Annotated in this window: 24 protein-coding genes; 2 read left to right on the plus strand and 22 right to left on the minus strand. The window is 46.2% G+C overall.

Translation table 11 applies throughout. From position 1 onward, the window contains the following. Window positions 1–171 precede the first annotated feature (171 nt). Together hilA and iagB are read left to right on the plus strand one after the other, a co-directional pair. Complete coding sequence (gene hilA / locus NA389_RS12545; RefSeq protein WP_001120080.1) at window positions 172–1,833, plus strand: transcriptional regulator HilA; 1,662 nt, start codon at window positions 172–174, stop codon at window positions 1,831–1,833. 17 nt (window positions 1,834–1,850) lie between these two features. Continuing rightward, window positions 1,851–2,333, plus strand: coding sequence for an SPI-1 type III secretion system invasion protein IagB (iagB, locus tag NA389_RS12550; RefSeq protein ID WP_000558932.1), 483 nt, complete (start codon window positions 1,851–1,853; stop codon window positions 2,331–2,333). A gap of 53 nt (window positions 2,334–2,386) precedes the next feature. Here iagB and sptP read toward each other — a convergent pair whose 3' ends face one another. From sptP to invF, 22 genes are all read right to left on the minus strand, one after another. Further along, complete coding sequence (gene sptP, locus NA389_RS12555; RefSeq protein ID WP_000922291.1) at window positions 2,387–4,018, minus strand: SPI-1 type III secretion system effector GTPase-activating protein SptP; 1,632 nt, start codon at window positions 4,016–4,018, stop codon at window positions 2,387–2,389. Then, a complete protein-coding gene (gene sicP, locus NA389_RS12560; RefSeq protein ID WP_001147854.1) occupies window positions 4,005–4,397 on the minus strand; it encodes a chaperone SicP in 393 nt (130 codons plus the stop codon). The genes sptP and sicP overlap by 14 nt, the downstream gene beginning before the upstream one ends. A 26-nt stretch (window positions 4,398–4,423) precedes the next feature. After that, entirely contained in the window at window positions 4,424–4,684 is a 261-nt protein-coding gene (locus NA389_RS12565; RefSeq protein WP_000692251.1) for a hypothetical protein, read from the minus strand. Between the two features lie 43 nt (window positions 4,685–4,727). Then, entirely contained in the window at window positions 4,728–4,976 is a 249-nt protein-coding gene (locus NA389_RS12570; RefSeq protein WP_001055579.1) for an acyl carrier protein, read from the minus strand. Between the two features lie 18 nt (window positions 4,977–4,994). After that, window positions 4,995–7,052, minus strand: a complete 2,058-nt coding sequence (sipA, locus tag NA389_RS12575) for an SPI-1 type III secretion system effector SipA (RefSeq protein WP_000258826.1) — start codon at window positions 7,050–7,052, stop codon at window positions 4,995–4,997. Between the two features lie 18 nt (window positions 7,053–7,070). Next, window positions 7,071–8,093, minus strand: a complete 1,023-nt coding sequence (sipD, locus tag NA389_RS12580; protein WP_000932250.1) for an SPI-1 type III secretion system needle tip complex protein SipD — start codon at window positions 8,091–8,093, stop codon at window positions 7,071–7,073. A 70-nt stretch (window positions 8,094–8,163) separates the two neighbouring features. After that, window positions 8,164–9,393: an SPI-1 type III secretion system needle tip complex protein SipC gene (sipC, locus tag NA389_RS12585; protein ID WP_000909029.1), complete on the minus strand. Its 1,230-nt coding sequence runs from the start codon at window positions 9,391–9,393 to the stop codon at window positions 8,164–8,166. Between the two features lie 27 nt (window positions 9,394–9,420). Then, on the minus strand, window positions 9,421–11,202 hold the full coding sequence (gene sipB / locus NA389_RS12590) for an SPI-1 type III secretion system needle tip complex protein SipB (RefSeq protein ID WP_000245782.1): 1,782 nt from the start codon (window positions 11,200–11,202) through the stop codon (window positions 9,421–9,423). A gap of 2 nt (window positions 11,203–11,204) precedes the next feature. Next, window positions 11,205–11,702 (minus strand): SycD/LcrH family type III secretion system chaperone SicA, encoded by a 498-nt coding sequence (gene sicA / locus NA389_RS12595; RefSeq protein WP_000386309.1) that lies wholly within the window; start codon window positions 11,700–11,702, stop codon window positions 11,205–11,207. A gap of 137 nt (window positions 11,703–11,839) precedes the next feature. After that, window positions 11,840–12,910 carry an SPI-1 type III secretion system export apparatus protein SpaS gene (gene spaS, locus NA389_RS12600; RefSeq protein ID WP_000097719.1) on the minus strand — a complete coding sequence of 357 codons (1,071 nt, stop codon included), beginning with the start codon at window positions 12,908–12,910 and terminating at the stop codon, window positions 11,840–11,842. After that, window positions 12,897–13,688, minus strand: coding sequence for an SPI-1 type III secretion system export apparatus protein SpaR (gene spaR / locus NA389_RS12605; RefSeq protein ID WP_000498965.1), 792 nt, complete (start codon window positions 13,686–13,688; stop codon window positions 12,897–12,899). The genes spaS and spaR overlap by 14 nt, the downstream gene beginning before the upstream one ends. Window positions 13,689–13,691: 3 nt before the next feature. Continuing rightward, complete coding sequence (gene spaQ / locus NA389_RS12610; protein WP_438795984.1) at window positions 13,692–13,952, minus strand: SPI-1 type III secretion system export apparatus protein SpaQ; 261 nt, start codon at window positions 13,950–13,952, stop codon at window positions 13,692–13,694. 25 nt (window positions 13,953–13,977) lie between these two features. Beyond that, window positions 13,978–14,652, minus strand: a complete 675-nt coding sequence (spaP, locus tag NA389_RS12615; protein WP_000526016.1) for an SPI-1 type III secretion system export apparatus protein SpaP — start codon at window positions 14,650–14,652, stop codon at window positions 13,978–13,980. After that, the gene (gene spaO, locus NA389_RS12620; RefSeq protein ID WP_000058729.1) at window positions 14,642–15,553 is read right to left on the minus strand and encodes an SPI-1 type III secretion system protein SpaO; all 912 of its coding nucleotides are present in this window, start codon (window positions 15,551–15,553) and stop codon (window positions 14,642–14,644) included. The genes spaP and spaO overlap by 11 nt, the downstream gene beginning before the upstream one ends. Then, a complete protein-coding gene (gene spaN / locus NA389_RS12625) occupies window positions 15,553–16,563 on the minus strand; it encodes an SPI-1 type III secretion system protein SpaN (RefSeq protein WP_000503092.1) in 1,011 nt (336 codons plus the stop codon). The genes spaO and spaN overlap by 1 nt, the downstream gene beginning before the upstream one ends. Then, window positions 16,563–17,006, minus strand: a complete 444-nt coding sequence (spaM, locus tag NA389_RS12630; RefSeq protein ID WP_000555884.1) for an SPI-1 type III secretion system protein SpaM — start codon at window positions 17,004–17,006, stop codon at window positions 16,563–16,565. The genes spaN and spaM overlap by 1 nt, the downstream gene beginning before the upstream one ends. Beyond that, on the minus strand, window positions 16,984–18,279 hold the full coding sequence (gene invC / locus NA389_RS12635) for a SctN family type III secretion system ATPase InvC (protein ID WP_000856766.1): 1,296 nt from the start codon (window positions 18,277–18,279) through the stop codon (window positions 16,984–16,986). The genes spaM and invC overlap by 23 nt, the downstream gene beginning before the upstream one ends. Continuing rightward, window positions 18,276–18,683 (minus strand): SPI-1 type III secretion system chaperone SpaK, encoded by a 408-nt coding sequence (gene spaK / locus NA389_RS12640; RefSeq protein WP_001164066.1) that lies wholly within the window; start codon window positions 18,681–18,683, stop codon window positions 18,276–18,278. The genes invC and spaK overlap by 4 nt, the downstream gene beginning before the upstream one ends. Before the next feature lie 23 nt (window positions 18,684–18,706). Next, window positions 18,707–20,764: a type III secretion system export apparatus protein InvA gene (gene invA, locus NA389_RS12645; RefSeq protein WP_000927217.1), complete on the minus strand. Its 2,058-nt coding sequence runs from the start codon at window positions 20,762–20,764 to the stop codon at window positions 18,707–18,709. Window positions 20,765–20,788: 24 nt separating this feature from the next. Next, a complete protein-coding gene (invE, locus tag NA389_RS12650; RefSeq protein ID WP_000612171.1) occupies window positions 20,789–21,907 on the minus strand; it encodes a type III secretion system gatekeeper InvE in 1,119 nt (372 codons plus the stop codon). After that, a complete protein-coding gene (gene invG, locus NA389_RS12655) occupies window positions 21,904–23,592 on the minus strand; it encodes a type III secretion system outer membrane ring protein InvG (protein ID WP_000848100.1) in 1,689 nt (562 codons plus the stop codon). Before invG ends, invE begins: the two co-directional genes overlap by 4 nt. Next, complete coding sequence (gene invF, locus NA389_RS12660) at window positions 23,589–24,239, minus strand: type III secretion system transcriptional activator InvF (RefSeq protein WP_023217563.1); 651 nt, start codon at window positions 24,237–24,239, stop codon at window positions 23,589–23,591. Before invF ends, invG begins: the two co-directional genes overlap by 4 nt. Window positions 24,240–24,563: the final 324 nt, after the last annotated feature.

Genomic DNA, 24,563 nt, shown 5'->3' on the forward strand with positions numbered 1-24,563 from the left:
AATGTTAAAAACATATAAACCCGAGCCCGTACAATATGACATTAAGCTCATAATAAAAGCTCAACCTGACCGTTAGTACTAACAGCAGAATTACTGAAACAGTAGATTCTATCCTAACGACTTGTATTAGCTATTATAACTTTTCACCCTGTAAGAGAATACACTATTATCATGCCACATTTTAATCCTGTTCCTGTATCGAATAAAAAATTCGTCTTTGATGATTTCATACTCAACATGGACGGCTCCCTGCTACGCTCAGAAAAGAAAGTCAATATTCCGCCAAAAGAATATGCCGTTCTGGTCATCCTGCTCGAAGCCGCCGGCGAGATTGTGAGTAAAAACACCTTACTGGACCAGGTATGGGGCGACGCGGAAGTTAACGAAGAATCTCTTACCCGCTGTATTTATGCCTTACGACGTATTCTGTCGGAAGATAAAGAGCATCGTTACATTGAAACACTGTACGGACAGGGCTATCGGTTTAATCGTCCGGTCGTAGTGGTGTCTCCGCCAGCGCCGCAACCTACGACTCATACATTGGCGATACTTCCTTTTCAGATGCAGGATCAGATTCAATCCGAGAGTTTGCATTACTCTATCGTGAAGGGATTATCGCAGTATGCGCCCTTTGGCCTGAGCGTGCTGCCGGTGACCATTACGAAGAACTGCCGCAGTGTTAAGGATATACTTGAGCTCATGGATCAATTACGCCCCGATTATTATATCTCCGGGCAGATGATACCTGATGGTAATGATAATATTGTACAGATCGAGATAGTTCGGGTTAAAGGTTATCACCTGCTGCACCAGGAAAGCATTAAGTTGATAGAACACCAACCCGCTTCTCTCTTGCAAAACAAAATTGCGAATCTTTTGCTCAGATGTATTCCCGGGCTTCGCTGGGACACAAAGCAGATTAGCGAGCTAAATTCGATTGACAGTACTATGGTTTACTTACGCGGTAAGCATGAGTTAAATCAATACACCCCCTATAGCTTACAGCAAGCGCTTAAATTGCTGACTCAATGCGTTAACATGTCGCCAAACAGCATTGCGCCTTACTGTGCGCTGGCAGAATGCTACCTCAGCATGGCGCAAATGGGGATTTTTGATAAACAAAACGCCATGATCAAAGCTAAAGAACATGCGATTAAGGCGACAGAGCTGGACCACAATAATCCACAAGCTTTAGGATTACTGGGGCTAATTAATACGATTCATTCAGAATACATCGTCGGGAGTTTGCTATTCAAACAAGCTAACTTACTTTCGCCCATCTCTGCAGATATTAAATATTATTATGGCTGGAATCTCTTCATGGCTGGTCAGTTGGAGGAGGCCTTACAAACGATTAACGAGTGTTTAAAATTGGACCCAACGCGCGCAGCCGCAGGGATCACTAAGCTGTGGATTACCTATTATCATACCGGTATTGATGATGCTATACGTTTAGGCGATGAATTACGCTCACAACACCTTCAGGATAATCCAATATTATTAAGTATGCAGGTTATGTTTCTTTCTCTTAAAGGTAAACATGAACTGGCACGAAAATTAACTAAAGAAATATCCACGCAGGAAATAACAGGACTTATTGCTGTTAATCTTCTTTACGCTGAATATTGTCAGAATAGTGAGCGTGCCTTACCGACGATAAGAGAATTTCTGGAAAGTGAACAGCGTATAGATAATAATCCGGGATTATTACCGTTAGTGCTGGTTGCCCACGGCGAAGCTATTGCCGAGAAAATGTGGAATAAATTTAAAAACGAAGACAATATTTGGTTCAAAAGATGGAAACAGGATCCCCGCTTGATTAAATTACGGTAAAATCTGAGAGAGGAGATATGCATTATTTTTTTATCATCGTAATCTGGTTGCTTAGCATAAATACGGCATGGGCTGATTGCTGGCTTCAGGCTGAAAAAATGTTCAATATTGAATCCGAACTACTTTACGCTATCGCCCAGCAGGAATCGGCGATGAAACCAGGCGCCATTGGTTATAACCGAGATGGTTCAACCGATCTTGGCCTGATGCAAATTAACAGCTTCCATATGAAAAGGCTGAAAAAAATGGGGATTAGTGAAAAACAGTTGTTACAGGACCCCTGCATTTCTGTCATTGTGGGCGCATCCATTTTATCAGATATGATGAAAATCTACGGTTATAGCTGGGAGGCCGTTGGCGCTTATAATGCCGGGACGTCACCAAAACGATCGGATATAAGGAAGCGTTATGCTAAAAAAATTTGGGAGAATTACAGAAAATTAAAAGGGATGTCAGCAGAAGAGAAAAACAAAAGACTTTCTATCGCGGTAAACAAATAATTATACAGAAATAGCTTACTTTCAGATAGTTCTAAAAGTAAGCTATGTTTTTATCAGCTTGCCGTTGTCATAAGCAACTGGGCTTGCATTGCTTTTAGTTGTACAAACTGTGAGGCGTCTTCCAGCATTCTATTGTTCCGTGAATCCCGGAAATCTGCACGTACCTGCTCCAGATTACTATGAGGATTATCCTTAAGTACAAGAGCCGCCGCCATCGTTCCGGTTCTCCCCACTCCGCCCAGACAATGAATCATCGGTAAATGCTTATCTGATGAACTACGCCCCGGCGCGCCATTTTGGTTACTATTTTTCACCCTATCCGCCAGGTATTCTAACTGATCAGTAGACGGTAACGGCTGGTGATCTGGCCAATTTTTCACATGCAATACCGGGATTGTATACTGCTTTTCCCCGCAGGACAGGTGCATATTGTATTGGTCTATCGCTCCTCCCTGACTGGCTGAGCTCACTTTTTGGCTGTTGGTATGCACCTCGCCAAAAGTGTAGCTCCCTCTGAAATAGGCTGGTAATTGTTTTGCCTGCATCTGATCTTCCGACGTTAACACCACCAGGCACGAGCATTCTTTTTCAAGAAGCATTTTCATATGCGCTTCCAGCGCGTCCGGCGTATTTTTTGGGTACGAACCGGCTAATGCCACAGGCTTACCGTCAAAAGTTAACGTATTCACTGGCACAGGCATTCCATCGCTCAGTTTCACTTGGGTTTGCTGATTAATTGGAATGCTGCTGACCGCAAACCGTGCCAGGCCCAGTGTCGGTCCGCTCATCGTCTGTGGCATTGGCGCGCCGGCTTTTATTTTCTCAAGTTCAGCTGTAACGTTTTTCAGTTCTTTAGCAATAACGTGAATTTTTTTTACAGCCTGGGTTAATTCATGGGTAGAGGCTTTATCAATCCACCTCTCAACCACTCCCCCACAGGTTCCCCATTGTGAGAACCTGTCTGCTCCTATCTGAATATTTTTTAACGTTGTAACATAATCATTAAGTTGTTTAGCCTCTGGAATTTTATTTAAATTCTGTAAATTCGTCATTAATGAACGTAGCGGGCCGTTACCTGAAGCCATCTCCTGGAAGTTTTCTCGCAGGCTATTTCCATCCATTTGTTCCAGTTGCGGTATTGTTCTCTTAAGTCCTTTTAGCGCGATATCGAGTAAAGGTTGCTTACTTTCTGCTCCAACATCGTTATTTTTTTCTGCCACTTTTGTATCGCCGCCTTTTATGACTAAAGCGGCATTCATGACACCAACATTATCCTTGCTCTTAATAAGGTTTATAAACCCTTCGTCAGCAGCTTTTACACACTCCGTGATCTGCACTGCTAAACGTTGGGTAAGGGGTTTGTTCATATTTATACGGGACATTAACAGTGCGTTATTGACCGCTGTTTCCCCATATTTTTCCGTTAGTGCCTGGAGAAATGTTTGTAAAATTTTCTGATCCTGTCCCTTGATGTTTTCCGTATGTTTTTGCACCACTTCAGTGTTTTTAAATAACGGCATTTTTCCAAGCCAGGTTAATACTTTTGACGAAAATTTTTCAGGCGCAACATATGCCTTATCCGTATTTTCCTTAGCAATATAAAGTCGGGCATCATTCGACACACCAACTTTTGAAAACGAAGACAACGTTAAATTATTCAATTTTCTCTCCTCATACTTTAGCATATTCCTGCAGTATGTTTTTGAGCGCTTCCTGCTGATTCACAAATGACTCAAGCTGCGATATAATATGGTAAGTATTTGTCAGATCGGTAATTGCATGTATAAACAACAACGTCTCAGCAGCCTCAATATACGCTAACGTACCTTCATTATTCGCAGCCAGTTCACCATTAATCACCATAATCTGCCGCCAGATAGAATCGCCACAAACAGGCGATAACGGTATAATCATACCGTTCAATAACCAGATATCATCTTTAGCTTCAATAGACGTAAAAATATCGCTATCGAGTAGTAATAAGCACTGATTGTTGTCGTCAAAAGTGAGCGGTAAACCCAATTTCTCACCAATATTAGCGATAATATCCTGGTGTGCTTGCAATTTACTTTCCTCTTGAATTATATCTTTTATAAGATTGCTTCTTCAAATTTAATCTGGTTACACAATGTCTTGATACTTTTTCGCGCCCATCGCCGGGCGCAATATTTCTCTCCTTTAATCCAGTAGAATAGCCATTCACTACGCATCGGAACACATATCAGCAGCTCCTTCGGATCATTTTCAACATGACGTAACTTGCCTTTAATAACAAAACGCGGACTGTCAGCAATATCATCATATATTGCAGCCATACCTGAACCGGGTACTACGTGTGTGATGATTTTCATAACAATTAATCTTGTTCAATTGTTGTCGAGCGAGAGAAAAATACTACACCCTGGACTCAAGACTTTTTTTAACAACACGGCATATATCCGCAAAGGTCGTCATATCAGGAAGATCGTTTTCATTGCAACTAATGTCAAACTCCTCACTAAGACCAAATACAATATCAATTAAATCCAATGAGTCAGCATAAAGATCCTCAACCAGATGGGTCTGACCATTGATACTATCAACATCAACGGCAATACAGGAGGTGATCACTTTTTTGACTCTTGCTTCAATATCCATATTCATCGCATCTTTCCCGGTTAATTAACGCTGCATGTGCAAGCCATCAACGGTAGTAATAACCCGATCTACGCCAGGTTTATTCAGGTATGACTCGTAAGCCGGGCCAGCTCGCCAGCTACCGTCTCCGATAAGGCCGTCCAGCACATTACTTAACACATAGTCAGTTTCCCCTTTTTGCCTGGTCAACCCCGCCTCTCTGGCAAACTGCAGTGCAATCTCAGCCAGTTTTTCTTTTTGTGGATGATGAGTAATGACCTCTTTAAGCGTATCCATTTTCGCTTTCAATTCTGGGTGCTTGTCAATATCGCTACATTGCGCTTTCAACGCTGCACTCTTTATCGTGTCATTGGGTAATATTTCCGCACGCAAGCCGTCAAACGCTCTGCGTACAGGGAACGGTGTGGAGGTATCCGGCTCCAGGGCTTTACGTATCACACCCAAAAACGCCTCACGGGCGTTGAAATGCATTGAATGCATATTCGTAACGCTCGGTACTGTTGAGAGGAAACTATTTTGCTTAAACTTCAAACCAGAAAATGGGCCAGTCTTATCTGTCTGGCTATTATCATTATCGGTCGTACCGGCTTTATTACCTGTAATTACCGTCGAGTCTGATTGTAAGGTATCGATTTTAACATTCTCAACGCCAGCCAGTTGACTGGCAAGCGGCTTCACATTCACAATCTCTGCCGTCTGGCTTTGCTGTTTATTATCATCAACGCCGTGCACCGTGGCCTGTACCGGCTTGCCGATAATGCTCTTGCTGGTTACGCCATCAACTTCATCAAAAGAGGTTGTTTCACCCGTAGTGCCCTTTTCTGACGTGACCACCTTTCCATCTTTACTTTCGGATGAAGAGTTGGTCACAGCCTCTGCCGTCGCATGAGCCGTGATGTCAATTTTACCTGCGATGCCATGGTCAATTGCCCCTGTGTTGGCGCTGTGTGCCGTCTCCGTTTGATGCGTAGTCGAATCCACACGCGAATGACTATGACTTACGTTGCTGCTGTTAGTCGAATGGTGTGACTCGCCATGGCGTTGGCTGTTATCAATAAATGTTCGGCTATTATCAATCGTCTTCCGGCTATTATCATGGTTGCTATTATCGATATGGCGCTGGCTATTATCGACATGGCTTCGGCTATTGTTAATATGCTTACTGTTATCCACGCTATGGTTACTGCTATCAATATTAATATTGATATTAATACCCGTAGGTTCTGCTTTTTTCCCACCATCAGGTACTGGTCCAGCCGCAGGTTCCGGAATTTTAGGGTCAGGCAGTTTATCTGCAGGAATTTGTGCAAAAACATTACGTAGCAGCAGGGGTATCAACGTTTGCATTTCAAGGTGCCGGGCTTCCCGTCCTACGCTGGTACCCTGCTCTTGCGTTAATTTTTGGTGGCACATATCAAGCGCCTCAACCGCCTTCGCCGCCGCGGCGTCAACAAGGTACGTAAGATTGCTGCGGGTTAACGGATCTAACGTACAGCTAAAGTTATGTTCAATGCAGCTGGCAATATAGGGCATCACCTCCTGCATAACAAAATTCGTCGATAATTTACTTAATTCACCGCCAGTGTTATTTTTGATGATATCTAACAGCTGCTTTTCCAGGTTTTCCAGCTTCGCTTCCGCTTTCTTTGTTTCTGGCAGCCATGGCCCAAAAGCTGACTTTTCTTTCAGGCCATCTTTTATGATTTGCGCGGTATACTCTGCCCCCACCTTCATCAGTAGCGTCTTCGCCTCAGGAGAATCACTGGTGGCGTTGAGCGCTGAACGAAAGAGCCCGGCAAACTCCATTATCGCTTTCTTACCTGCAACATTATTTGAATTGGTAAAAACTTCTTTTAACGCCTCGGCGTCTTTTCCGCATTTAAACAATGCATCCAGACTCGCCTGTTTGATCAGCGCGGGAAAATCTTCCAGTTGCGGGCCTTTAATTTCCCCTGACAGCGTCGCTGTGGCACTTTCTCTGACTGCGGAAAGATTCGCCGCAAGATTCGTGGCTTGCGTTTTGATCTCGGTCTGCATACCTGGCATCATGACGGGGGGCTGAGTTCTTACACTTGTAACCATTATTAATATCCTCTTCTATTATCCTTGCAGGAAGCTTTTGGCGGTTTCCAGGCTGCTACTTATCGTACTGCTCAGCACTTTTACCAGGTTGTCGTACAATGAATTGGCATTGCTGTATTTTTGCGTCAGCGTCTGTAATGTGGTTTTCAGATTTTCTTCCTGTGCTTTAAAACCCGACTGCCAGGCTTGATATTTGGCGTTATCCAGTTCAAGGGCTGAACCCGATCCTATTCCATTAAGATCGCTAACCATTTTGCTCAGTGGCCCCGTATCCACCAGTACGACATAACCAGAACCAGACGCCTTTAGACAGCTGTCCGGTAAATTCAATTCTTTAATCCACTGCTCAGCTTCCGCTTTCGTTGCTGTTGTCACTCCGCTGCCAGTTTGCGAGGGAAATAAAATCGTATTTTTATTTATTTGAGTGTATTTATTAATTAAACTACTTATTTCACTTTTAAGTGAGTCAACATTTAGCTTAATGGTATTTCCATCCTTACCAGGCGATAACCAGCCTCCCATTTTGGAAAGAATATCACTGAAGGCCTGATAAAAATCGGTATAGACTGCGACAACGTTTTCATAAACGCCCAGATAGCTGTCACCTATCGCCGATATATTTTGGGAAACCATATCCCAAATCTCAGCATCAGAAATGGTTGTTCTCGGTTGCGCCATAGGCGAAGCGCTAAATAAGGCCGACGTCGGCGCAGAAAACGCGCTCCGCAGGTTCTCATTTTGTTCTGCGGATAATGACACGCCAGACTTCGCCAGCGCATTCAGGCTGCTGGTCAACTGCTGGCGCGCCAGCGTGCGCTCGTCATTATTCTCTTCAGAGATCGGTGGCGTTGACTGCAGCGTCTGCTGTGCCTGCTGGATTTTAGTAGCCGCCTGCGATAATGAAATGATATCTGTGCCGCGATGTTCTGTGGTAGACGGTACCACGGCAGTCTCGACGTGCTCGCTCGCCGAGGGAGTCTGCGGCCGTTCGGCAACGATCCCCGGATGAGGAGAAGCGGAATAATTTTGAATATTAAGCATAATATCCCCAGTTCGCCATCAGGAGCGCGATTAAATCACACCCATGATGGCGTATAGATGACCTTTCAGATTAAGCGCGAATATTGCCTGCGATAGCAGCAAGTGCGGATGCTTTCGACTGGTTAATGCTCTCCATTGTTTTCAGCATTTCCTGAATCAGGCTGGTCGATTTACGTGAACTTTCACGGGCTTCGTCCGATGCGGTGCTGGCAACACGGTTATTCACCTGGCTAATTTGCTGCTCGGAACGTTCCTGAGTAGCGGCGTACTGCCCGGACGCCCCTGCAATACCACCGACCGTGACCGAGTTCTTCATAATCAGATCGCCCGTCATCTGCATCTTGCGCGCATCAATTCGGGTCATATCCATGGTATTCTGCTCAAGACGAATATCGGATTCGACAGACTCAAGACGTTTCGACAGAATAGCCTGATGTTCAGGGGAGATTTGTTTATTACTGTCTTTAATACCCAGACTTTCCGTGGCGCTGGTTCCGGCATTAGATTTAAGCGTCGCATCATTAAGATTTTTCGTCGCATCGGTACCGGTTTTCTTCATATTTAACGATTTCAGAGAATCGACGCCTTCAGCACCGAGTTTGACGCTATTCTGCCCGTTCAGCACGTTTTTAATACTGTGGCTTTCAGTGGTCAGTTTATCGATCTTCGCGGCATTATGTTTAAGCGCGCCTCTTTCATTCTGCAGCCCCTTATATTCCATTTTGGCGCCCACGCCAGTGATCCCCAACTGAAGCGCGCTCTGGGAAATACTACCGGACAACGCATTCATCCCTTCGCGCATCATGGAGCTTGCCGTCGTTTTAGCTGCATCAAAACTGACTAATGACAACTTACCAGACAGTTTGCTATCAGCCTGGTTCAACGTCAGCATTAACGTATTCGCGGCAGCCAACAGCGCAACGGCACTGGAAGACATTCCGCTAATATCAAAAAACTTTCCGACTTCTGCCTGCTGCTCGCGTAACTGGGTTTGCACAACCTCATTCGCTTTAGTCGTGACATTATTTGCCAGGGCATTCAAATCCTGATTCATGTCGGTATTTTGAATACTGGCTTTTAAAAAGGACGTGATCGTTCCGGGGGTTTGCGTTAATACCCCTGGCGCAGGCGCGCTCAGCGTAGGACTCAACCCCAGGTCACTGACTTTACTGCTGCTAATACCAATACTATTCAGAATATCTTTAGCGCTAACGGATTGCGAAGCTGTCTGTGAACTATTCTCAACAGAATGATTATTTAAATAAGCGGCGGGATTTACTCCCACATTACTAATTAACATATTTTTCTCCCTTTATTTTGGCAGTTTTTATGCGCGACTCTGGCGCAGAATAAAACGCGAAGCATCCGCATTTTGCTGTACCGCAGAAGACATGGCTTTTTGCAGTTCCGCCGTTACCTTCTGGTTTTCACCAAATATTTCTACGGATTGTTTAAGCCACTGCTGAATCTGATCCATGGCAAAACGGGCGAGCATAAAATCAGCAAGCGCCTCGCTGGCATTTTTAATAAATACCCCCTCGGCAACACCACCGGCTGACTGGGCTGCGGTATTCGTGACTTCCATGCCCAACGCCACTTTATTTAGGGTATTACCTACCAGCTCTTTACTTAAGGCATTCGTTTGCAGGCCCATCTTGCTACCCACATTACCCAGGCCGCTAGTAATACGTTGCATCCCCTGGGTAAAGAGTTTGCTGCCGTTTTGCGCCAACTGTTTCAGCACGTTAGGCACCAACTTCTTAATCGTTTCGCCCATCATTTTGCTCAGCGCGTTACCCAGTTTCGCCGCCGCGCCTTTCCCGACAACTGCGACCACCACAATGACCGCTACCATCGCAATAGCGGCGACAATCGCACCAACAATGCTGCCGGCCATCTCTGCCGTTTTCTTATCGACGCCTAATCCTTCCAGCGCTTTGGTAATCGCCTTGCCAATCAGCTCCATTAACGGCTTCAGCACATGCTCCATAATCGGGTTTAGCGCCTGCTGAATAAACGACACCCCCGTCGCCGCCTTCACAATTTCATCGGCCACCATTACCGCAAGTCCCACCGCAGCCAGCGCCAGACTCGCCCCACCGGTAAAAACAGCTGCCACAACGCTGACAATGGTTAGCAGCGCGCCGAGGACTTTCCCGATACATCCCATAATGCGGTTCGTTTCCTCGGCTTTGCGCGTCTCTTCCTGGAATTCAGCCGATTTCTTTTCCATCTCCGCCTGACGCCCTTCCTGCAAGGCGTTGAAAAGCGCAAGATCGTTTTGCAGGCTTTCTTCCGTATTTTTGCCCACAATCTCAATAAACATGGCCATGAGCATAGTGAGGCGGGCGACATTTGACAGATTATCCTGCTCACCCTGGGAAACCTGATTCTGAGAGGCGGCATTAGCCGTTCCCTGGAATTTGGTCAGAATGTTATCCGCTTTCTCGGCTTTCGCTTTGGCGTCTGTGCCTGCTTTAACCGTCGCATCCGTGGCCTTATCTAATGCCTCTTTCGCCTCTGTCGCTTCTTTTCCGGCCTGTTCTACCGCGGCTTCAGCTTGTGCATAGCCGGGGTCAGCCGGGTCCAGCGATTGCAATTTATTTTGCGCCTGCGTCAGTTTTTTGGCCGCAGCGTCATAAACACTCTTGGCGGTATCCGTCTTTTTGATGCTGGCTTCATAGAGATCCGTCGCCTCCTGAGCCTCTCCCAGAGCTGTCTGGAATTCTTTCGATACCTGAATCCCCATCTCTTTTTGTGACTCAATCATCGCCTGCCATACCGCCAGACGAGACTCCAGTTGAGACAGCGAAACATCGCCCAGTAGGGTCATTAACTTGCCAAGCAGTAATGTCAATTGCCCTTCGCTGGAGAGTTTTTCCCGGGCGGCGTCCGTAGGCGGCTTTAGACCCACCGTATTAATAGCGCTCTCGCCGGACTTTGTTCCAGCTTTAAGGTCGCCCGCTTTCGTTGCCACCACATCTTTAAAAGCTTTATCCGCCGCTTTTAAAAAGTCCGTGTTCTTACGAACGCCTTCAAAAGCCGCCTCAGCGAGGCGCGGATTTTGGGTATATCCGCTACGGCTAATGCTACTTGCGTCATTTACCATAATTATTCCTTTTCTTGTTCACTGTGCTGCTCTGTCTCCGCCGTTTTTAGCGCCTCCAGATAGACCAACGCTTTTGCCCGCAGAGACTCATCTTCAGTACGTTCATTGACAAGTTCAAAACACTGCCTGGCTTTTGCCGCCTTACGCATTAATAATTGACACTGCCCGGTAAAAAAAACGGGGCGATAATCATTTTTAAGTAACGTAAACGCTACTGCATAAAGGTCACATGCTTTCTGAAATTGTTTTTTCAGTTGGCATACTGCCGCCAGTCCCATGGTGTAATCGGGATTGTAAAAATCATAAATGCATAAGAAACGAAAGAATGTCTCAGCTTCATCCAGTCGTCCCTGGTTATAAAACTCATAAGCATGAGCATATAAACCGTCCATCATATCTTGAGGGATCCCATGAACGTCTTTTAGCGTGGCGCCTTCACTAACGGCATCCCAAATCATTTCCGCAACACGTTCTTCGCTGACATTATTTTGATAATCCATTACTTACTCCTGTTATCTGTCACCGACTTTGTAGAACTTAACGACTGCGTTTATCTGATGCAGTTATTAAACCCCGACGGTGGTTAGTGAACATTCAAAAAACGCCCAATGAATACATCGCTACTGCTTTACGCGGCTCAATGTCGTACTTCATTTTCTTGTGGCTGAATAACGTCTTTGCCCGCGTTTTCTACCTCTTCCAGCCAAACCAGAAGACGTAAAACTTCATCAATTTCTTCCAGACTCACCAGATCATAACGGCGATGGGTTTTGAAAAGACTGCGCGCCAGTTTGATATCGACGATCACAGGTACGCCAACCTTCTCCGCATAGGCGCGGACGGCCAGTGCGCGCTGATTCGTTTCATACACCGAGATCATCGGAATCGGCATCAGTTCGGGTTTAAAATAAATCCCGATCGTAATATGCGTGGGGTTGGCAACAATCAGGCGTGAGTTTTCAATATCGGATTTCACCTGTTCAGACAGAATTTCCATATGAACTTCACGTCTTTTAGATTTAACCTCTGGGTTCCCTTCCTGCTCCTTCATTTCACGCTTCACTTCTTCCTTATCCATTTTCATATCTTTCATGGTCAGGAAATATTCCGCAATAGCATCCAATAATAAGACAATCAATGCGCAAGCAAGGCAAGTTAATACCAACGCGAGAAGAAGCTCACGCCAAATGACGGCAATACCTACAATATTGCCATTTAGCTGAGAAAAGATTTCAACCTTATATTTCTTCCAGCAAATGATGGCGGCCACCACAAAGGATGAGAGATACAGTAGGGTTTTGACCGTATCTTTAACCGTTCGCATACTAAAAAGTTTTTTCGCCCCTTCTACCGGGTTTAACGCCGATAAATTAGGTTTTAATGCTTCTGTCGCCAGCACAAAACCGGCCTGTAATAACGCTGGTAATGCGGAACACACTAAGCAGAGCAGCATAAATGGAATCAGATATTTTAACCCTATCCCAAAAACGGCCAAACTGTAGTCAGCCATGCTCTGATCAAAATTATCCGCAATAATGATCTTAATTATCCCCATAAACTCATTAAATGAGCCATACGACACCAGATAGGCAATTCCTCCCAGCGTCAGGCAGGCGATAATGAGATCTTTACTTTTAAATGACTGGCCTTTTTTAGCGGAGTCTTCCAGCCGTTTTTTAGTCGGTTTTTCTGTTTTATTCGAGGACATGCGTCGCCCCTCGCTCGTAAAACCAACTGCTTAATCCTGTGGCCTGGAAAGAGAGTCGCAGTACATTGTCCGGTAGCACCGGAGAGAAATAAAGCAGCATAATTAAAACGGCAATGCCGCTTTTTACCGTCAGTGAAATCGCAAAGGCGTTCATTTGCGGAGCAAAGCGCGACAATAAACCCAGGAATACTTCTGACAGCAACAGCACTAATACCACCGGACTGGCCAGAACCAAGGCGTTTTGAGCCACCTGATTAATAAACGTTAATAGCGGCGGTAATGAAGGCGTGCACTCGTTCATCGGATCGCATAGCTGATAGCTTTTATTTAACACGTCAACCATCGTGACCAGACCGCCGTTTTGTAAATAAACGACAGCGGCAAACATATTCAGGAAATTAGCCATTTCCGAGGTATCAATGCCGTTTGCCGGATCGATACTGCTACTTAGCGTTGCCCCTCGCTGGTTATCGATAATACAACCCAGCGCATGCATAACCCAAAAAGGCCATGACAGCAGACAGCCCAGCATGACGCCTACCGCCGCTTCTTGCAGAACTAACGGGATCATCGCCACCGATAAAAACGGCGGCGCCTCGTTCAATGCATGCGGCCATACTCCCAATGCCACCAGGATGATAATGGCGTTTCTCGGCGCGCCGCTTAATACCCCGCTATTCAAAAACGGCAGGAAGAAAAAAATCGGCGCCACGCGAGCAAACCCTAGTGCCGCAGACGCAACCAGGTGATGAATTTCAAAGTACAACGCGTAAAACATTTTTTACCCCTTAGCCAACGCCAGGAATATCACCTGACGCCCGTAAGAGAGTAAAACTTCGCCATACCAGCCAGAGAATAAAAACAAGCATAAACACACGCCAAGTAATTTAATGCCAAAAGGCAGCGTCTGTTCCTGTAATTGCGTTACCGTCTGGAATAACCCTACCAGGAGGCCGATAATCGTTGCGACAATCGTCGGCCACCCTGACAGGATCAAAACAAGATAGAGCGCCTTATTACCTGCAAACACTAAATCATCCATTTAACTATCCCGTCTCGTAATGATGTCATGTTGCAATGTCCATATACTGTAAAATCAATCCCTTAGACAGTAATGTCCAGCCATCAAGCGCGACAAAAAGCACCAGCTTAATAGGTGTAGATATCGTCACCGGACTCATCATCATCATCCCCAGCGCCAGTAGCACGCTGGATACCACCAGGTCGACGACAACAAAGGGCAAATAGAGATAAAAACCAATTTTAAACGCGCTTTTTATTTCGCTCAGCGCATAAGCAGGTAATAACGCAAATATTGATGGTTTTTCAATTTCATCTTTGTCACGCTTTACCGTCTCGGTCTCTTCTCCATACTGACGCTTCAGTTGCGCGTTTTCAAAAAACTGAACTAACTCGCGATCTGAATATTTGATCAGATAATCGCGATAACCATCCAGACCTTCATCAACGTGTTTACTTAATGACGAAATATCATTAAAGGTGACATCTTCGTCCTCAAAATAGACGTAGGCATCATGCATTATGGGCCACATAACAAACATAGAAAGCAGCAATGCGACGCCGTTAAGCGTCATATTTGAAGGTATCTGCTGCAATCCCAGGGCGTTACGCACCATGACAAATACAATAGAAAATTTAACGAAACAGGTTCCTGACGCAATAATAAATGGCAACAGGGTGGAAAATGCCAGTAAGGCAATTAATGAGATATCATTCCCCATTACCAGACTCGCTCAGCCATTCATGGATCTCAACGCCTAAGGTGTCATTCATCTGTACCAGTTCGCCATTACCCAGCAAAACACCATTCGCCATAATTTCAACGTTAAGTTCAGCATTGGTCGGCAGTGATAATAGCTGCTGCTGCCCCATGGTTTCGAGTTCGGCGAGGGTAACGTTCTTACGATACAAAACAAATTCCAGTTTGACGGGCAATTGGTTCAAGCCAGGCAGAGTTTCTGCAGTTTCAGTTGTATTATTTTCTTCTTCGATATGTTGAATATCTAACGTTTCCACAATAATTCCCCCTTCAACACGGTTGAAATGACCTAACTTTTTCGCGTAGCAATAAACTTCCGCACGGGAAGTACGAATCAGGAGTACATCTCCGATCCCGATTCGGCCCAGCAACGAACGCTGCGTATCACTGCTACCGATTACAAAGCGCAACGGCCAATGCAGCATTTTCGGCCTGCCGCCCCCGACTGCAGGCAGTTCAGGAAGATATTCAAACCACAGGCCGCCCCGATCGCTCATAATGTGCAACAATTTCCCTTCCGGCAGCGCGCTTCCCGGCACGGGGTTCTCTACGCATAAACGCCGACAGGACAAATGCGGCACGGGCAACTCAAACGGTCGCTCTGTTGCAGCAAGCCAGGGAACGACCAGGTGCTCAGCGCCAGCAGAAACCGCCGCCCCCGCCAGAGCGGGAGAGACATGCTCAAGCCAGTCCCCAGGTTGAATCCACGCCGACCACCGTTTTTCTGCATCGCTCAACCGAACCCACATTCCCTGTCGCGTCGGATATTCCAGCGTAGCTTCCTGGCCATGGCGCTGGCATTCTGTCGCGGTTTGCGCCAATAGCCATTCGCGACGATCAATCTGTCTCACACGCAATGACATCAGGCGTCATCCTCCTCGCCAGATTGCTGTCTGTGCTGTTGCTGCTGCGGATTTTGTTGATCGTCTCGCGTCAGGTGCCAGCGCTGGGGATTACCGTTTTGCCATTGATCATGCAAACGATGTTCAACCTGCGTATTTGACGGTATTAACGAAAACTCCCCTGCTTGCCGCGCCTGAATATTGACGGAATAGTCATTTCCCCAGCGCTGAAAACGGTAAGTCAGTGAGCTATCCTCCCCTTTCACGCCATCGGCAGTGGGAAAAATAGTCATCATCGGCTTTGATTGCGCCGCTAAAGGCATTTTTTCATCGCCGCCGGTTAATTGGCTAAGATCGGCGATAGTGGTTGGTTGCAGCGGAAGCTGAGAAACATCTTTAACCTTTTTATGATCTTTATCGTCAGGCTTACCGGTATTGGCTGCGGCCATTCGGGCAGGTGCGACATCCCGCGCCAGCGGCGCGCCCTCTTTACGAACGCCTTCACCCGCGATGGCTTTATTATCCCCAGGCAATGCCTTGATATTATCGTCAGAGATTCCCGTGGCGTTATCGGTTACTTCACTAACGGATTCCACAGCTTTTAAATCAGCAGATAATTTTTTACCACTTACGCTTTCTAACGGCCTATTTTTAGACGATAGCAACGCTGCGGATTTATCTACTTTGGCCTCCGCAGAGATCAAACCGACAGATTTTTCAGCAGTGACTTTCAACAGTTTTTCAGCAATCCTGAGTTCGCCTTTTCCGTTATGATGCAGACCAGAAACGTTGCCATTGTGATGTTCTGATTTCGCTAGCGCGCCATGTCGCCATGCCGCCAGCAATACCGGTAAAGCCGTTTCTTTATGCATTACGAAAGCATCGCCATAGTCGCGATCTTTTTTATGATCGGAATATTCTGTCTTATGTTTTTCCACCGCTTTTTTTAATGCTTCTGATAAACCGCCAACCTCATCCTGCTGCGGCAGTAAAATGTTCCCGGATGAACTGACAGCTGACACATCGCCCATTAAATTATCTCCTCTGACTCGGCCTCTTCCTGCTGTATCTCTCGCTGGATATAGTGTCTTTTCTGACGGATTATCCAGCGTTGATAGTTCCCTTCTTTGCGCAACCAATATTTACTTTTTTTCTGAAACTCTTCCCTTTTCTTTTCCAGCTCGCTCCGTTTTTCCTGAATTTGTATAATCTGGAGTTCTAAATCTTTTATCTGCCGGCGAACAATAGACTGCTTACGTAATAACGTATAAATTTCCTCACGACTGAGCTGTCTGTTTTCTGCACGCAGCGTATCTAATAACAATTTCAGACCCGCTATTTGTTCAAGGATCGCCTCCTCCTCGGCCTGCAGCCCGCGGTCCTCATCCTGATAGCGAAGTAATATCGACTCACACTGTGAATGAAATACCGTACAGCGCCGCTGCAATACTTTAATTCTGGTCAGCGAATGCATTCATACCGCTCAACGTGTCATCAAAGGATGAATATTGCGCTACCGGCTGGCATAACCAGGCTTTCAGGCTATCCCGCATCTGCATCGCCCGATCGTTATCGATATTTTCGCCAGGACGATATTCTCCCAAGTCAATGAAAAGCTGGAGCTCTTCCAGACGCGTCATTAATTTACGCACGGCAGATGCCTGTTCAGCATGTGTCGGCGTCGTGACTTGTCCAAAAACGCGGCTTACGCTTTTCAGTACATCGATTGCCGGGTAATGTCCCTGCCCGGCCAGCTTTCTGCTCAGATACAGGTGACCGTCAAGGATAGAGCGAATTTCATCCGCCATCGGGTCCGCCTCTTCCTCGCTTTCCAGCAGTACCGTATAAAAGGCAGTAATGCTTCCCTCGCTGGTCGCCCCGGGGCGTTCCAGCAAGCGGGGCAAATTATCGAATACGGAGGCGGGATAACCTCGACGGGCCGGACGCTCTCCCGACGCCAGTGCCACGTCTCGCAAAGCACGCGCATAACGGGTCATGGAATCGATAAAAAGCACGACCCGTTTTCCCTGGTCGCGAAAATATTCCGCTACGGTTGTCGCCAGTTGCGCTGCATTGCAGCGATCGACCGAGGGGAAATCGGAAGTGGCAAAAACCAGCACGCATTTTTCTTTCTTATGCGAAGCGCGCAACATATCCACGAATTCAGTGACCTCGCGGCCTCGTTCACCGATAAGACCAATAACAAAAACATCCGCCTCCGTTTGCTCGATCAGCATATGCATCAGCATGGTCTTACCGCATCCTGCGGAGGCAAAAATGCCCATTCGCTGGCCTACGCCACAGGTCAATAACCCGTCAATCGCGCGCACACCGGTAATCAGCGGTTCACGGACGCCAACGCGCGAAGCGTAAGAAGGCGGTGCGACATCAATAACGCGTTCTTCGCTAATCGGCGCCACTTCAGGGGTAAAACGCTCAACGATTTTCCCTGTCGGATCCAACACCGCGCCTAATACCGAGTATCCCACCCACGCCGATAACGCACGTCCAGTGGGATAAAGCACGACATCGCGGCTCAGCCCCTGGGCATTGCCGATAAGGCTCAGCACGGTGCGTTCCCGCTGTAAGCCAACCACCTGCGCACGTGCAACAACCTGTTTTTGGTGCCAGCCACGGCGTATTTCACACAGTTCGCCAATGGCTACATCGCGCAATTCCGCCTCAATAATTGGGCCGGTTATTTTTTGTGGGTAGGCCAGATATTGCAGTAAACGAGGTGTTTTCATCTCATTAGCGACCGACTAAAAACTTCCAGATAGTTGTAAAACCCATTCAAGGCAGTAGAGAACTTTTCACCGTCAGATAAAAAATCCGGATGCACTAAGGCTTTAAGCGTTAGCTCCCCATTCTGCTCCCCCAGTAGTAATTGCCCGCCGCGGGCAAAATGGCATCCTTCCATTATGGTCATTAAGATTTCATAAGCCCGCTGTTGTAATACCACCATGCTGTCAGCACCCAATTGCGCCCAGATCCATACATCATCGTCCTTGACGCTGATACAGATACTTGGCAATGCAAATAAATCCAGAACAATTGTTGAATGGCTATCTATTCCTCCGATGAGTGAAGGATCGCAACCACTTACTTCCAGTGCGGAACGAACTAATTCAGCGATATCCAAATGTTGCATAGATCTTTTCCTTAATTAAGCCCTTATATTGTTTTTATAACATTCACTGACTTGCTATCTGCTATCTCACCGAAAGATAAAACCTCCAGATCCGGAAAACGACCTTCAATCATTTTCTTAATAAATCGACGGACATCGACAGACGTAAGGAGGACAAGATCTTTATGTGCAATCAATAAATCATCCAACTTAAGTGTAATGAGATCCATCAAATTAGCGGAGGCTTCCGGGTCAAGGCTGAGGAAGGTACTGCCAGAGGTCTGACGGATCCCTTTGCGAATAACATCCTCAACTTCAGCAGATACCATTACTGCTCGTAATTCGCCGCCATTGGCGAATTTATGGCAAATATAACGCGCCATTGCCCCACGAATATGCTCCACAAGGTTAATGACATCTTTTTCTCTTGGCGCCCACAATGCGAGCGCTTCCATAATTAATTTCATATTACGCACGGAAACACGTTCGCTTAACAAACGCTGCAAAACTTCAGATATACGTTGTACCGTGGCATGTCTGAGCACTTCTTTAAGTAAATCAGGAAATTTCGCTTCCAGTTGGTCCAGCATATGTTTTGTTTCCTGAATACCGAAATATTCATTGACGTTGCGCGCCAGCGTCACCGCCAGACAGTGGTAAAGCTCATCAAGCGCGTTCCGCAACACATAGCCAAGCTCCCGGAGTTTCTCCCCCTCTTCATGCGTTACCCAGAAATACTGACTGCTACCTTGCTGATGGATTGTTGGATTAATGCCAAAGGACACGACTTCATCGGAATAATTTACCACTCGCATCAAATCAAAATAGACCGTAAATTGTTCAACACGGATCTCATTAATCAACAATACGATGCTGTTATCGTCCAGACCATCGCCATCGCGTAACAATACTTCCGGCAGGCGCACGCCATAATCAATAAAGAACTGACTACGTAGACGCTCCGCAAGTTGAGCTTTTTCCAGATCTTCACGCCGGCTCTTCGGCACAAGTAATATCAACGGTACAGTCTCTGTAGAGACTTTATCGAGATCGCCAATCAGTCCTAACGACGACCCTTCTTTTTCCTCAATACTGAGCGGCTGCTCGCCTTTGCTGGTTTTAGGTTTGGCGGCGCTACGTTTTGCTTCACGGAATTTAAAATAGAAGAGTACGCTTAAAACCACCGATAAAATAACAAATACCGGCAGCGGGAATCCCGGCAGAGTTCCCATTGAAATGGTCAAAATAGCCGTAACAACCAATACAAATGGGTTGTTCAACAGCTGCGTCATGATATTCCGCCCCATATTATCGCTATCGCCATTTACGCGAGTCACGATAAAACCGGCACTAATCGCAATCAACAATGCGGGGATCTGGGCGACAAGACCATCACCAATGGTCAGCATGGTATAAGTAGACAGGGCGGAGGACAAATCCATACCATGGCGGGTCATCCCCACCGAAATACCGCCAATAAAGTTCACAAAGATAATAATGATGCCGGCAATAGCGTCACCTTTGATAAACTTCATCGCACCGTCAAAAGAACCGTAAAGCTGGCTTTCCCTTTCCAGTACACTTCGCCGTTCGCGCGCAGCATCCGCATCAATAATACCGGCCTTCAAATCGGCATCAATACTCATCTGTTTACCGGGCATACCATCCAGAGAAAATCGGGCCGCGACTTCCGCGACGCGTTCTGAACCTTTGGTAATAACGATAAACTGGACCACGGTGACAATAGAGAAGACAACAAAACCCACCGCCAGGCTATCGCCAATAACGAATTGCCCGAACGTGGCGATAATTTCACCGGCATCGGCTTCAATCAATATAAGACGGCTGGTACTGATCGATAATGCCAGACGAAAGAGCGTGGTAATTAACAGTACCGCAGGAAACGTTGAAAAACTGAGGATTCTGTCAATGTAGAACGACCCCATAAACACCAATATCGCCAGTACGATATTCAGTGCGATCAGGAAATCAACCAGATAGGTAGGTAATGGAATGACGAACATAGAAATGATCATCACCATTAGTACCAGAATCAGTAATTCAGGTCGTAAACGAGCACTGTTAAGTAGAGAAAGCAGCACTATAGGTATCCTGTTAATATTAAATTAAGACAGCTTTTCAATAGTACGACGCTGTTCTGCCATTTCATGCTTGTAGGCAATATCGGTCATACTACGTAACGCCATTAACAATTCTTCCTGCCAATATTCTTCATAAAAGAGTGAAGAGGGTATGGCTTTACATACTTGATAAAATATCTGCAAAAAGGATGCATGTTCTTTATGACTAAGCAATAACGCATTCAAACCTATAATATCGGCTAACAGCGAATCCACTTCATGTGGCTGTTGCAATAGCGAAAGCATCAGTAGTAGCCACGACGACTCCTCCGCATTAAACGCTTTGGTAAACGAATACGACAATAATGTACTCACAAACAGTAGGTCAGCGGAGCGCAACATTTTAAGTTGCGTCAGACGTCGTAAAAGCTGGCCAAACTCCAGACGCGAACAGCTGGCGTCATTCGCGTCAATATCGGTTAATAGCGAACCCTCGATAAAATCCAGTACCACCAGTCGACGTTGATAGCCATAACTGGCTATCCAGTCAGAGTAAATCTCCACTTCATGTGATTCACTCTGGATAAATTGCCGATAGCTGGCGCGCAATAAGCCTGGTTTTAACGATAATGTTTTCCCAAAAAGCCGGGCCTTCAACGCACAATTAATCCCTGCCTTGAGGGTCTTCGGATCGGTTTGCTCTTCAACGTGCTTAAGTAACGACTCCAGCTTTTTCCGCACGATCTCTTCCAGATCTTTACGACGAAGCAATTCGCGTAACACAAGGACTAAATCACTGGGGTCAGGAAATAAGCTACGCGCCTGACGTAAAAAATCTTCTAACGCGCCGCCATGTACGCTAATTAGCTTTAATATTTGCTTCGCCTTCGGTAAAGCCTCATCCTCCAGCACGCGTTCAAAACTATTAGATAAATTACTGGATTTTTTTTCATAATCGCGACGGTTACGAAATTGCGCCAGCGCCGCTGACATTTCGTCCGTCGACTGGACAAATTTTTGTACTTCCGCCCCTGGAGACGAATCCTCTGCGGCCTGTTGTATTTCCGCCTGCTGCGCATCAGTATGCTGGGTCGCATCCTGGTGAGATGTCTGCCGGGATAATATTCTGGAAAATGAAATACCGGAGGTTGAGCCAGGAATCATTTAATTGCCTCCTGACCTCTATCCAGATAAACACGAACCCATTTCTGTAACTTATCGTCCCCACTCCAGGCACCGCTTTGTTGCAGAATATTGTTTACCGATTCGCTGGCATCCGGCGTTAACGGGTCGACAATTTCTTTTGGTTCAATCATGAATACACGAACAACATTACTTTTATTCTTACTGGAATAACGGAACAGGCTACCAATAAGCGGTAATTTGCCTAAAAACGGAATACTTTGGACAGTATCGGTATTTGCATCCCGTGTATAACCCCCGACCAGCAAACTTTTTCCGTGCGGAACTCTCGCAATAGTGCTAATTAACGTTCGCCCGACTTCGGGTAACGCATCTACGGAGGTGGTAGTATCGGATTGCGGCGTCTTATCGTTGCCATCTTCAATGTCCAGCGACATTTCTATCTGACCATCTGCGGAAAAACGGGGCAGCACTCGGATCATTGTTCCGTATGTTACATGCTCAAGCGCCACATTACGTTCCCCAATCAGCTTGGTGTAAAACGTTCTGTTGTTATCAAAAATAGCGGGAACATTTTCCTGAGTCAGTAATACCGGGCGCGAAACCACCGTCGCCTGTTTCTTCTCTTCTAACGCATTTACCGCAGCGATGAATCGACTGCCATCAAGGGTACTTATTGAAGCCTGGTTTAATGACACGCCAAGTTTGTCCCCAATAGTAATGCTGCCGCTCCATGAAGTGCCCAAACGCTCCAGATCGCTTTTATTAAGATCGACAATCCACAGGGATAATTCTACGTGACGTTTGGCGACATCCAGCGCTTTAACCAGCATTTCGATAAAATGCACCTGCTCAGCCGTTCCTTTTACTAACAAACTGTTGGTATCCGGATAGGCCACGATTTTAATATTGCCCGCCGCGGCATTTTGCTTTAAAGCTTCCTGCAGACTCATGCCACCGGCATAATTTGCTGCTTTACCTTTTTCTCCATTCGCTGAAAACGCTGGCATCGCCGGAGGTTCGCTACTGACAATATTACCTAAGGGTTGCTCTTCTCCCTGCAATAACCTTTCAATCGCCGTAGCAATACCGGGGATAACCATTTTCTGATCGCGCAGATTGTAGGTACGATCGCCCACGAAGGTATTGTTCAGACGCATCACCCCTATTTTCTGGCGTCCCAGCTCAATACCATCGTTTTGCTTGTCCATCATGGTGGCGGCGTTGACCACCATATCAACATAGACGGGTGGCCCTGAAACATAGAATGTTCCTTTACGGTTATCGCCACGTAGCGGGTAATTTTTGTTATATAAACCTGAGCGTTTTAGAAAATTGTTGAACTCATTGAGTGAGACGTTGCGTAAAGAAACCACGGCATTGCGCATTTCACTGGCGTCATAAATATAGATAGCCTGCCCATCGAAATACCAAATCAGCCCCAGTTGTAGGGAAAGCTTCTCCAGTAATGCGTTAGGATCGTGAAACTCAAAGTTGCCCGTAATTTTTTTTCGTGCCGCCATTTTGCTAACAATGACAGGCTCCTTTAGCTGTAGCGCCATGGCATCGAAAAATGTCCGCAGGCTATCGTCTTTCGCAACAAACCCACTTCCCGTTACAGGTATTTTTTCACTAGAATAACCAGGTGCAACCAGAACAAGCGCGGCACATGCCAGCACTCTGGCCAAAAGAATATGTGTCTTCATTTGTCTGCCAATTGAATAATATTTGATAATTTCCGCGGCGAAACGCCGATCAGCTCTTTGATCTCACTAGAAAAATGTGAAGGCGATGAGTAACCATGATTAACGGCTAATTGGGTGATGTTCTCGTGGCCTTCTACACTATTCAGCAGCGATTGCGCCATACGCCAGTTTCGTAATTCACTCTTCGCTTTTCCGCCCAACGCTCTGCTGCACAAACGACGAAAATGGGTATAAGAAACGCCATAGTCTTCTCCCAGCATTCTCATCGTGTTGCCGCTGGTTGACTGAGCGAGTAAATAGCCAACCAACCAGTAACTCTCGCTTTTTCGTAACAGCGCCAGTACCTTATTGAAGGCCGGAGAAGGCGTAATAATTTGCTGCAAAAACCAGTACTCGCAGCGTTTACGATCTTGCCAAATAGCGCGAAACTCAGGACTCAGCAAAACCCATTTATCGGATTCAGCATATGTCGTGTCCACTAATCCTGCGCCATCGATAAATGCCAGTAATTTGCTGAGTACTTCAATTTTTAACGGTCGAAAAACCAGGTCTCCTGATACTGGTGCGACAACGGCCTGCTCGCAAAAAAGCAGCGCGCCTTCCTGAATCAGGCAGTTTTCATTGCGTCGGCTTTCAGAAAATGACATATGCAGCTTTTGCGCGGAACACGTCTGTATAAACCATGCTTCCGGGCTGCGGATTTTCCGCTTCTCTCCTTCTTTAAGTACTTCCTGCGTATTTAGCATAGTTGTCAGCACCAGTTAAAAATCATTTTAATATGTAAACAATACCGGGAGCGAGTGGCAAAATCCTGATGCAATCATTATGAAACTGATGCCACCCGCTAATTAAATTGGCCCACTTGCACAGCGCTTGATAATTTAAAATAGAAAATCAGCTCATAGTGTATAAATTCTGGCTTATTATTCTGCAGCAGCAAAAAATCAAATATTGTCATCGGGATGAAGAAT

The sequence above is a fragment of the Salmonella sp. NW645 genome (assembly GCF_051703725.1).
GTDB lineage: Bacteria > Pseudomonadota > Gammaproteobacteria > Enterobacterales > Enterobacteriaceae > Salmonella > Salmonella enterica.

Coding starts and splice junctions, on each gene's coding strand:
- hilA (WP_001120080.1), top strand. CDS start 172: ATGCCACATTTTAATCCTGTTCCTGTATCGAATAAAAAATTCGTCTTT.
- iagB (WP_000558932.1), top strand. CDS start 1,851: ATGCATTATTTTTTTATCATCGTAATCTGGTTGCTTAGCATAAATACG.
- spaP (WP_000526016.1), bottom strand. CDS start 14,652: ATGGGGAATGATATCTCATTAATTGCCTTACTGGCATTTTCCACCCTG.
- sipA (WP_000258826.1), bottom strand. CDS start 7,052: ATGGTTACAAGTGTAAGAACTCAGCCCCCCGTCATGATGCCAGGTATG.
- NA389_RS12570 (WP_001055579.1), bottom strand. CDS start 4,976: ATGAATATGGATATTGAAGCAAGAGTCAAAAAAGTGATCACCTCCTGT.
- spaQ (WP_438795984.1), bottom strand. CDS start 13,952: ATGGATGATTTAGTGTTTGCAGGTAATAAGGCGCTCTATCTTGTTTTG.
- invC (WP_000856766.1), bottom strand. CDS start 18,279: ATGAAAACACCTCGTTTACTGCAATATCTGGCCTACCCACAAAAAATA.
- sipB (WP_000245782.1), bottom strand. CDS start 11,202: ATGGTAAATGACGCAAGTAGCATTAGCCGTAGCGGATATACCCAAAAT.
- spaS (WP_000097719.1), bottom strand. CDS start 12,910: ATGTCCTCGAATAAAACAGAAAAACCGACTAAAAAACGGCTGGAAGAC.
- spaM (WP_000555884.1), bottom strand. CDS start 17,006: ATGCATTCGCTGACCAGAATTAAAGTATTGCAGCGGCGCTGTACGGTA.
- sipC (WP_000909029.1), bottom strand. CDS start 9,393: ATGTTAATTAGTAATGTGGGAGTAAATCCCGCCGCTTATTTAAATAAT.
- sicA (WP_000386309.1), bottom strand. CDS start 11,702: ATGGATTATCAAAATAATGTCAGCGAAGAACGTGTTGCGGAAATGATT.
- NA389_RS12565 (WP_000692251.1), bottom strand. CDS start 4,684: ATGAAAATCATCACACACGTAGTACCCGGTTCAGGTATGGCTGCAATA.
- spaR (WP_000498965.1), bottom strand. CDS start 13,688: ATGTTTTACGCGTTGTACTTTGAAATTCATCACCTGGTTGCGTCTGCG.
- invG (WP_000848100.1), bottom strand. CDS start 23,592: ATGAAGACACATATTCTTTTGGCCAGAGTGCTGGCATGTGCCGCGCTT.
- spaK (WP_001164066.1), bottom strand. CDS start 18,683: ATGCAACATTTGGATATCGCTGAATTAGTTCGTTCCGCACTGGAAGTA.
- sptP (WP_000922291.1), bottom strand. CDS start 4,018: ATGCTAAAGTATGAGGAGAGAAAATTGAATAATTTAACGTTGTCTTCG.
- invF (WP_023217563.1), bottom strand. CDS start 24,239: ATGTCATTTTCTGAAAGCCGACGCAATGAAAACTGCCTGATTCAGGAA.
- invE (WP_000612171.1), bottom strand. CDS start 21,907: ATGATTCCTGGCTCAACCTCCGGTATTTCATTTTCCAGAATATTATCC.
- sipD (WP_000932250.1), bottom strand. CDS start 8,093: ATGCTTAATATTCAAAATTATTCCGCTTCTCCTCATCCGGGGATCGTT.
- spaN (WP_000503092.1), bottom strand. CDS start 16,563: ATGGGCGATGTGTCAGCTGTCAGTTCATCCGGGAACATTTTACTGCCG.
- spaO (WP_000058729.1), bottom strand. CDS start 15,553: ATGTCATTGCGTGTGAGACAGATTGATCGTCGCGAATGGCTATTGGCG.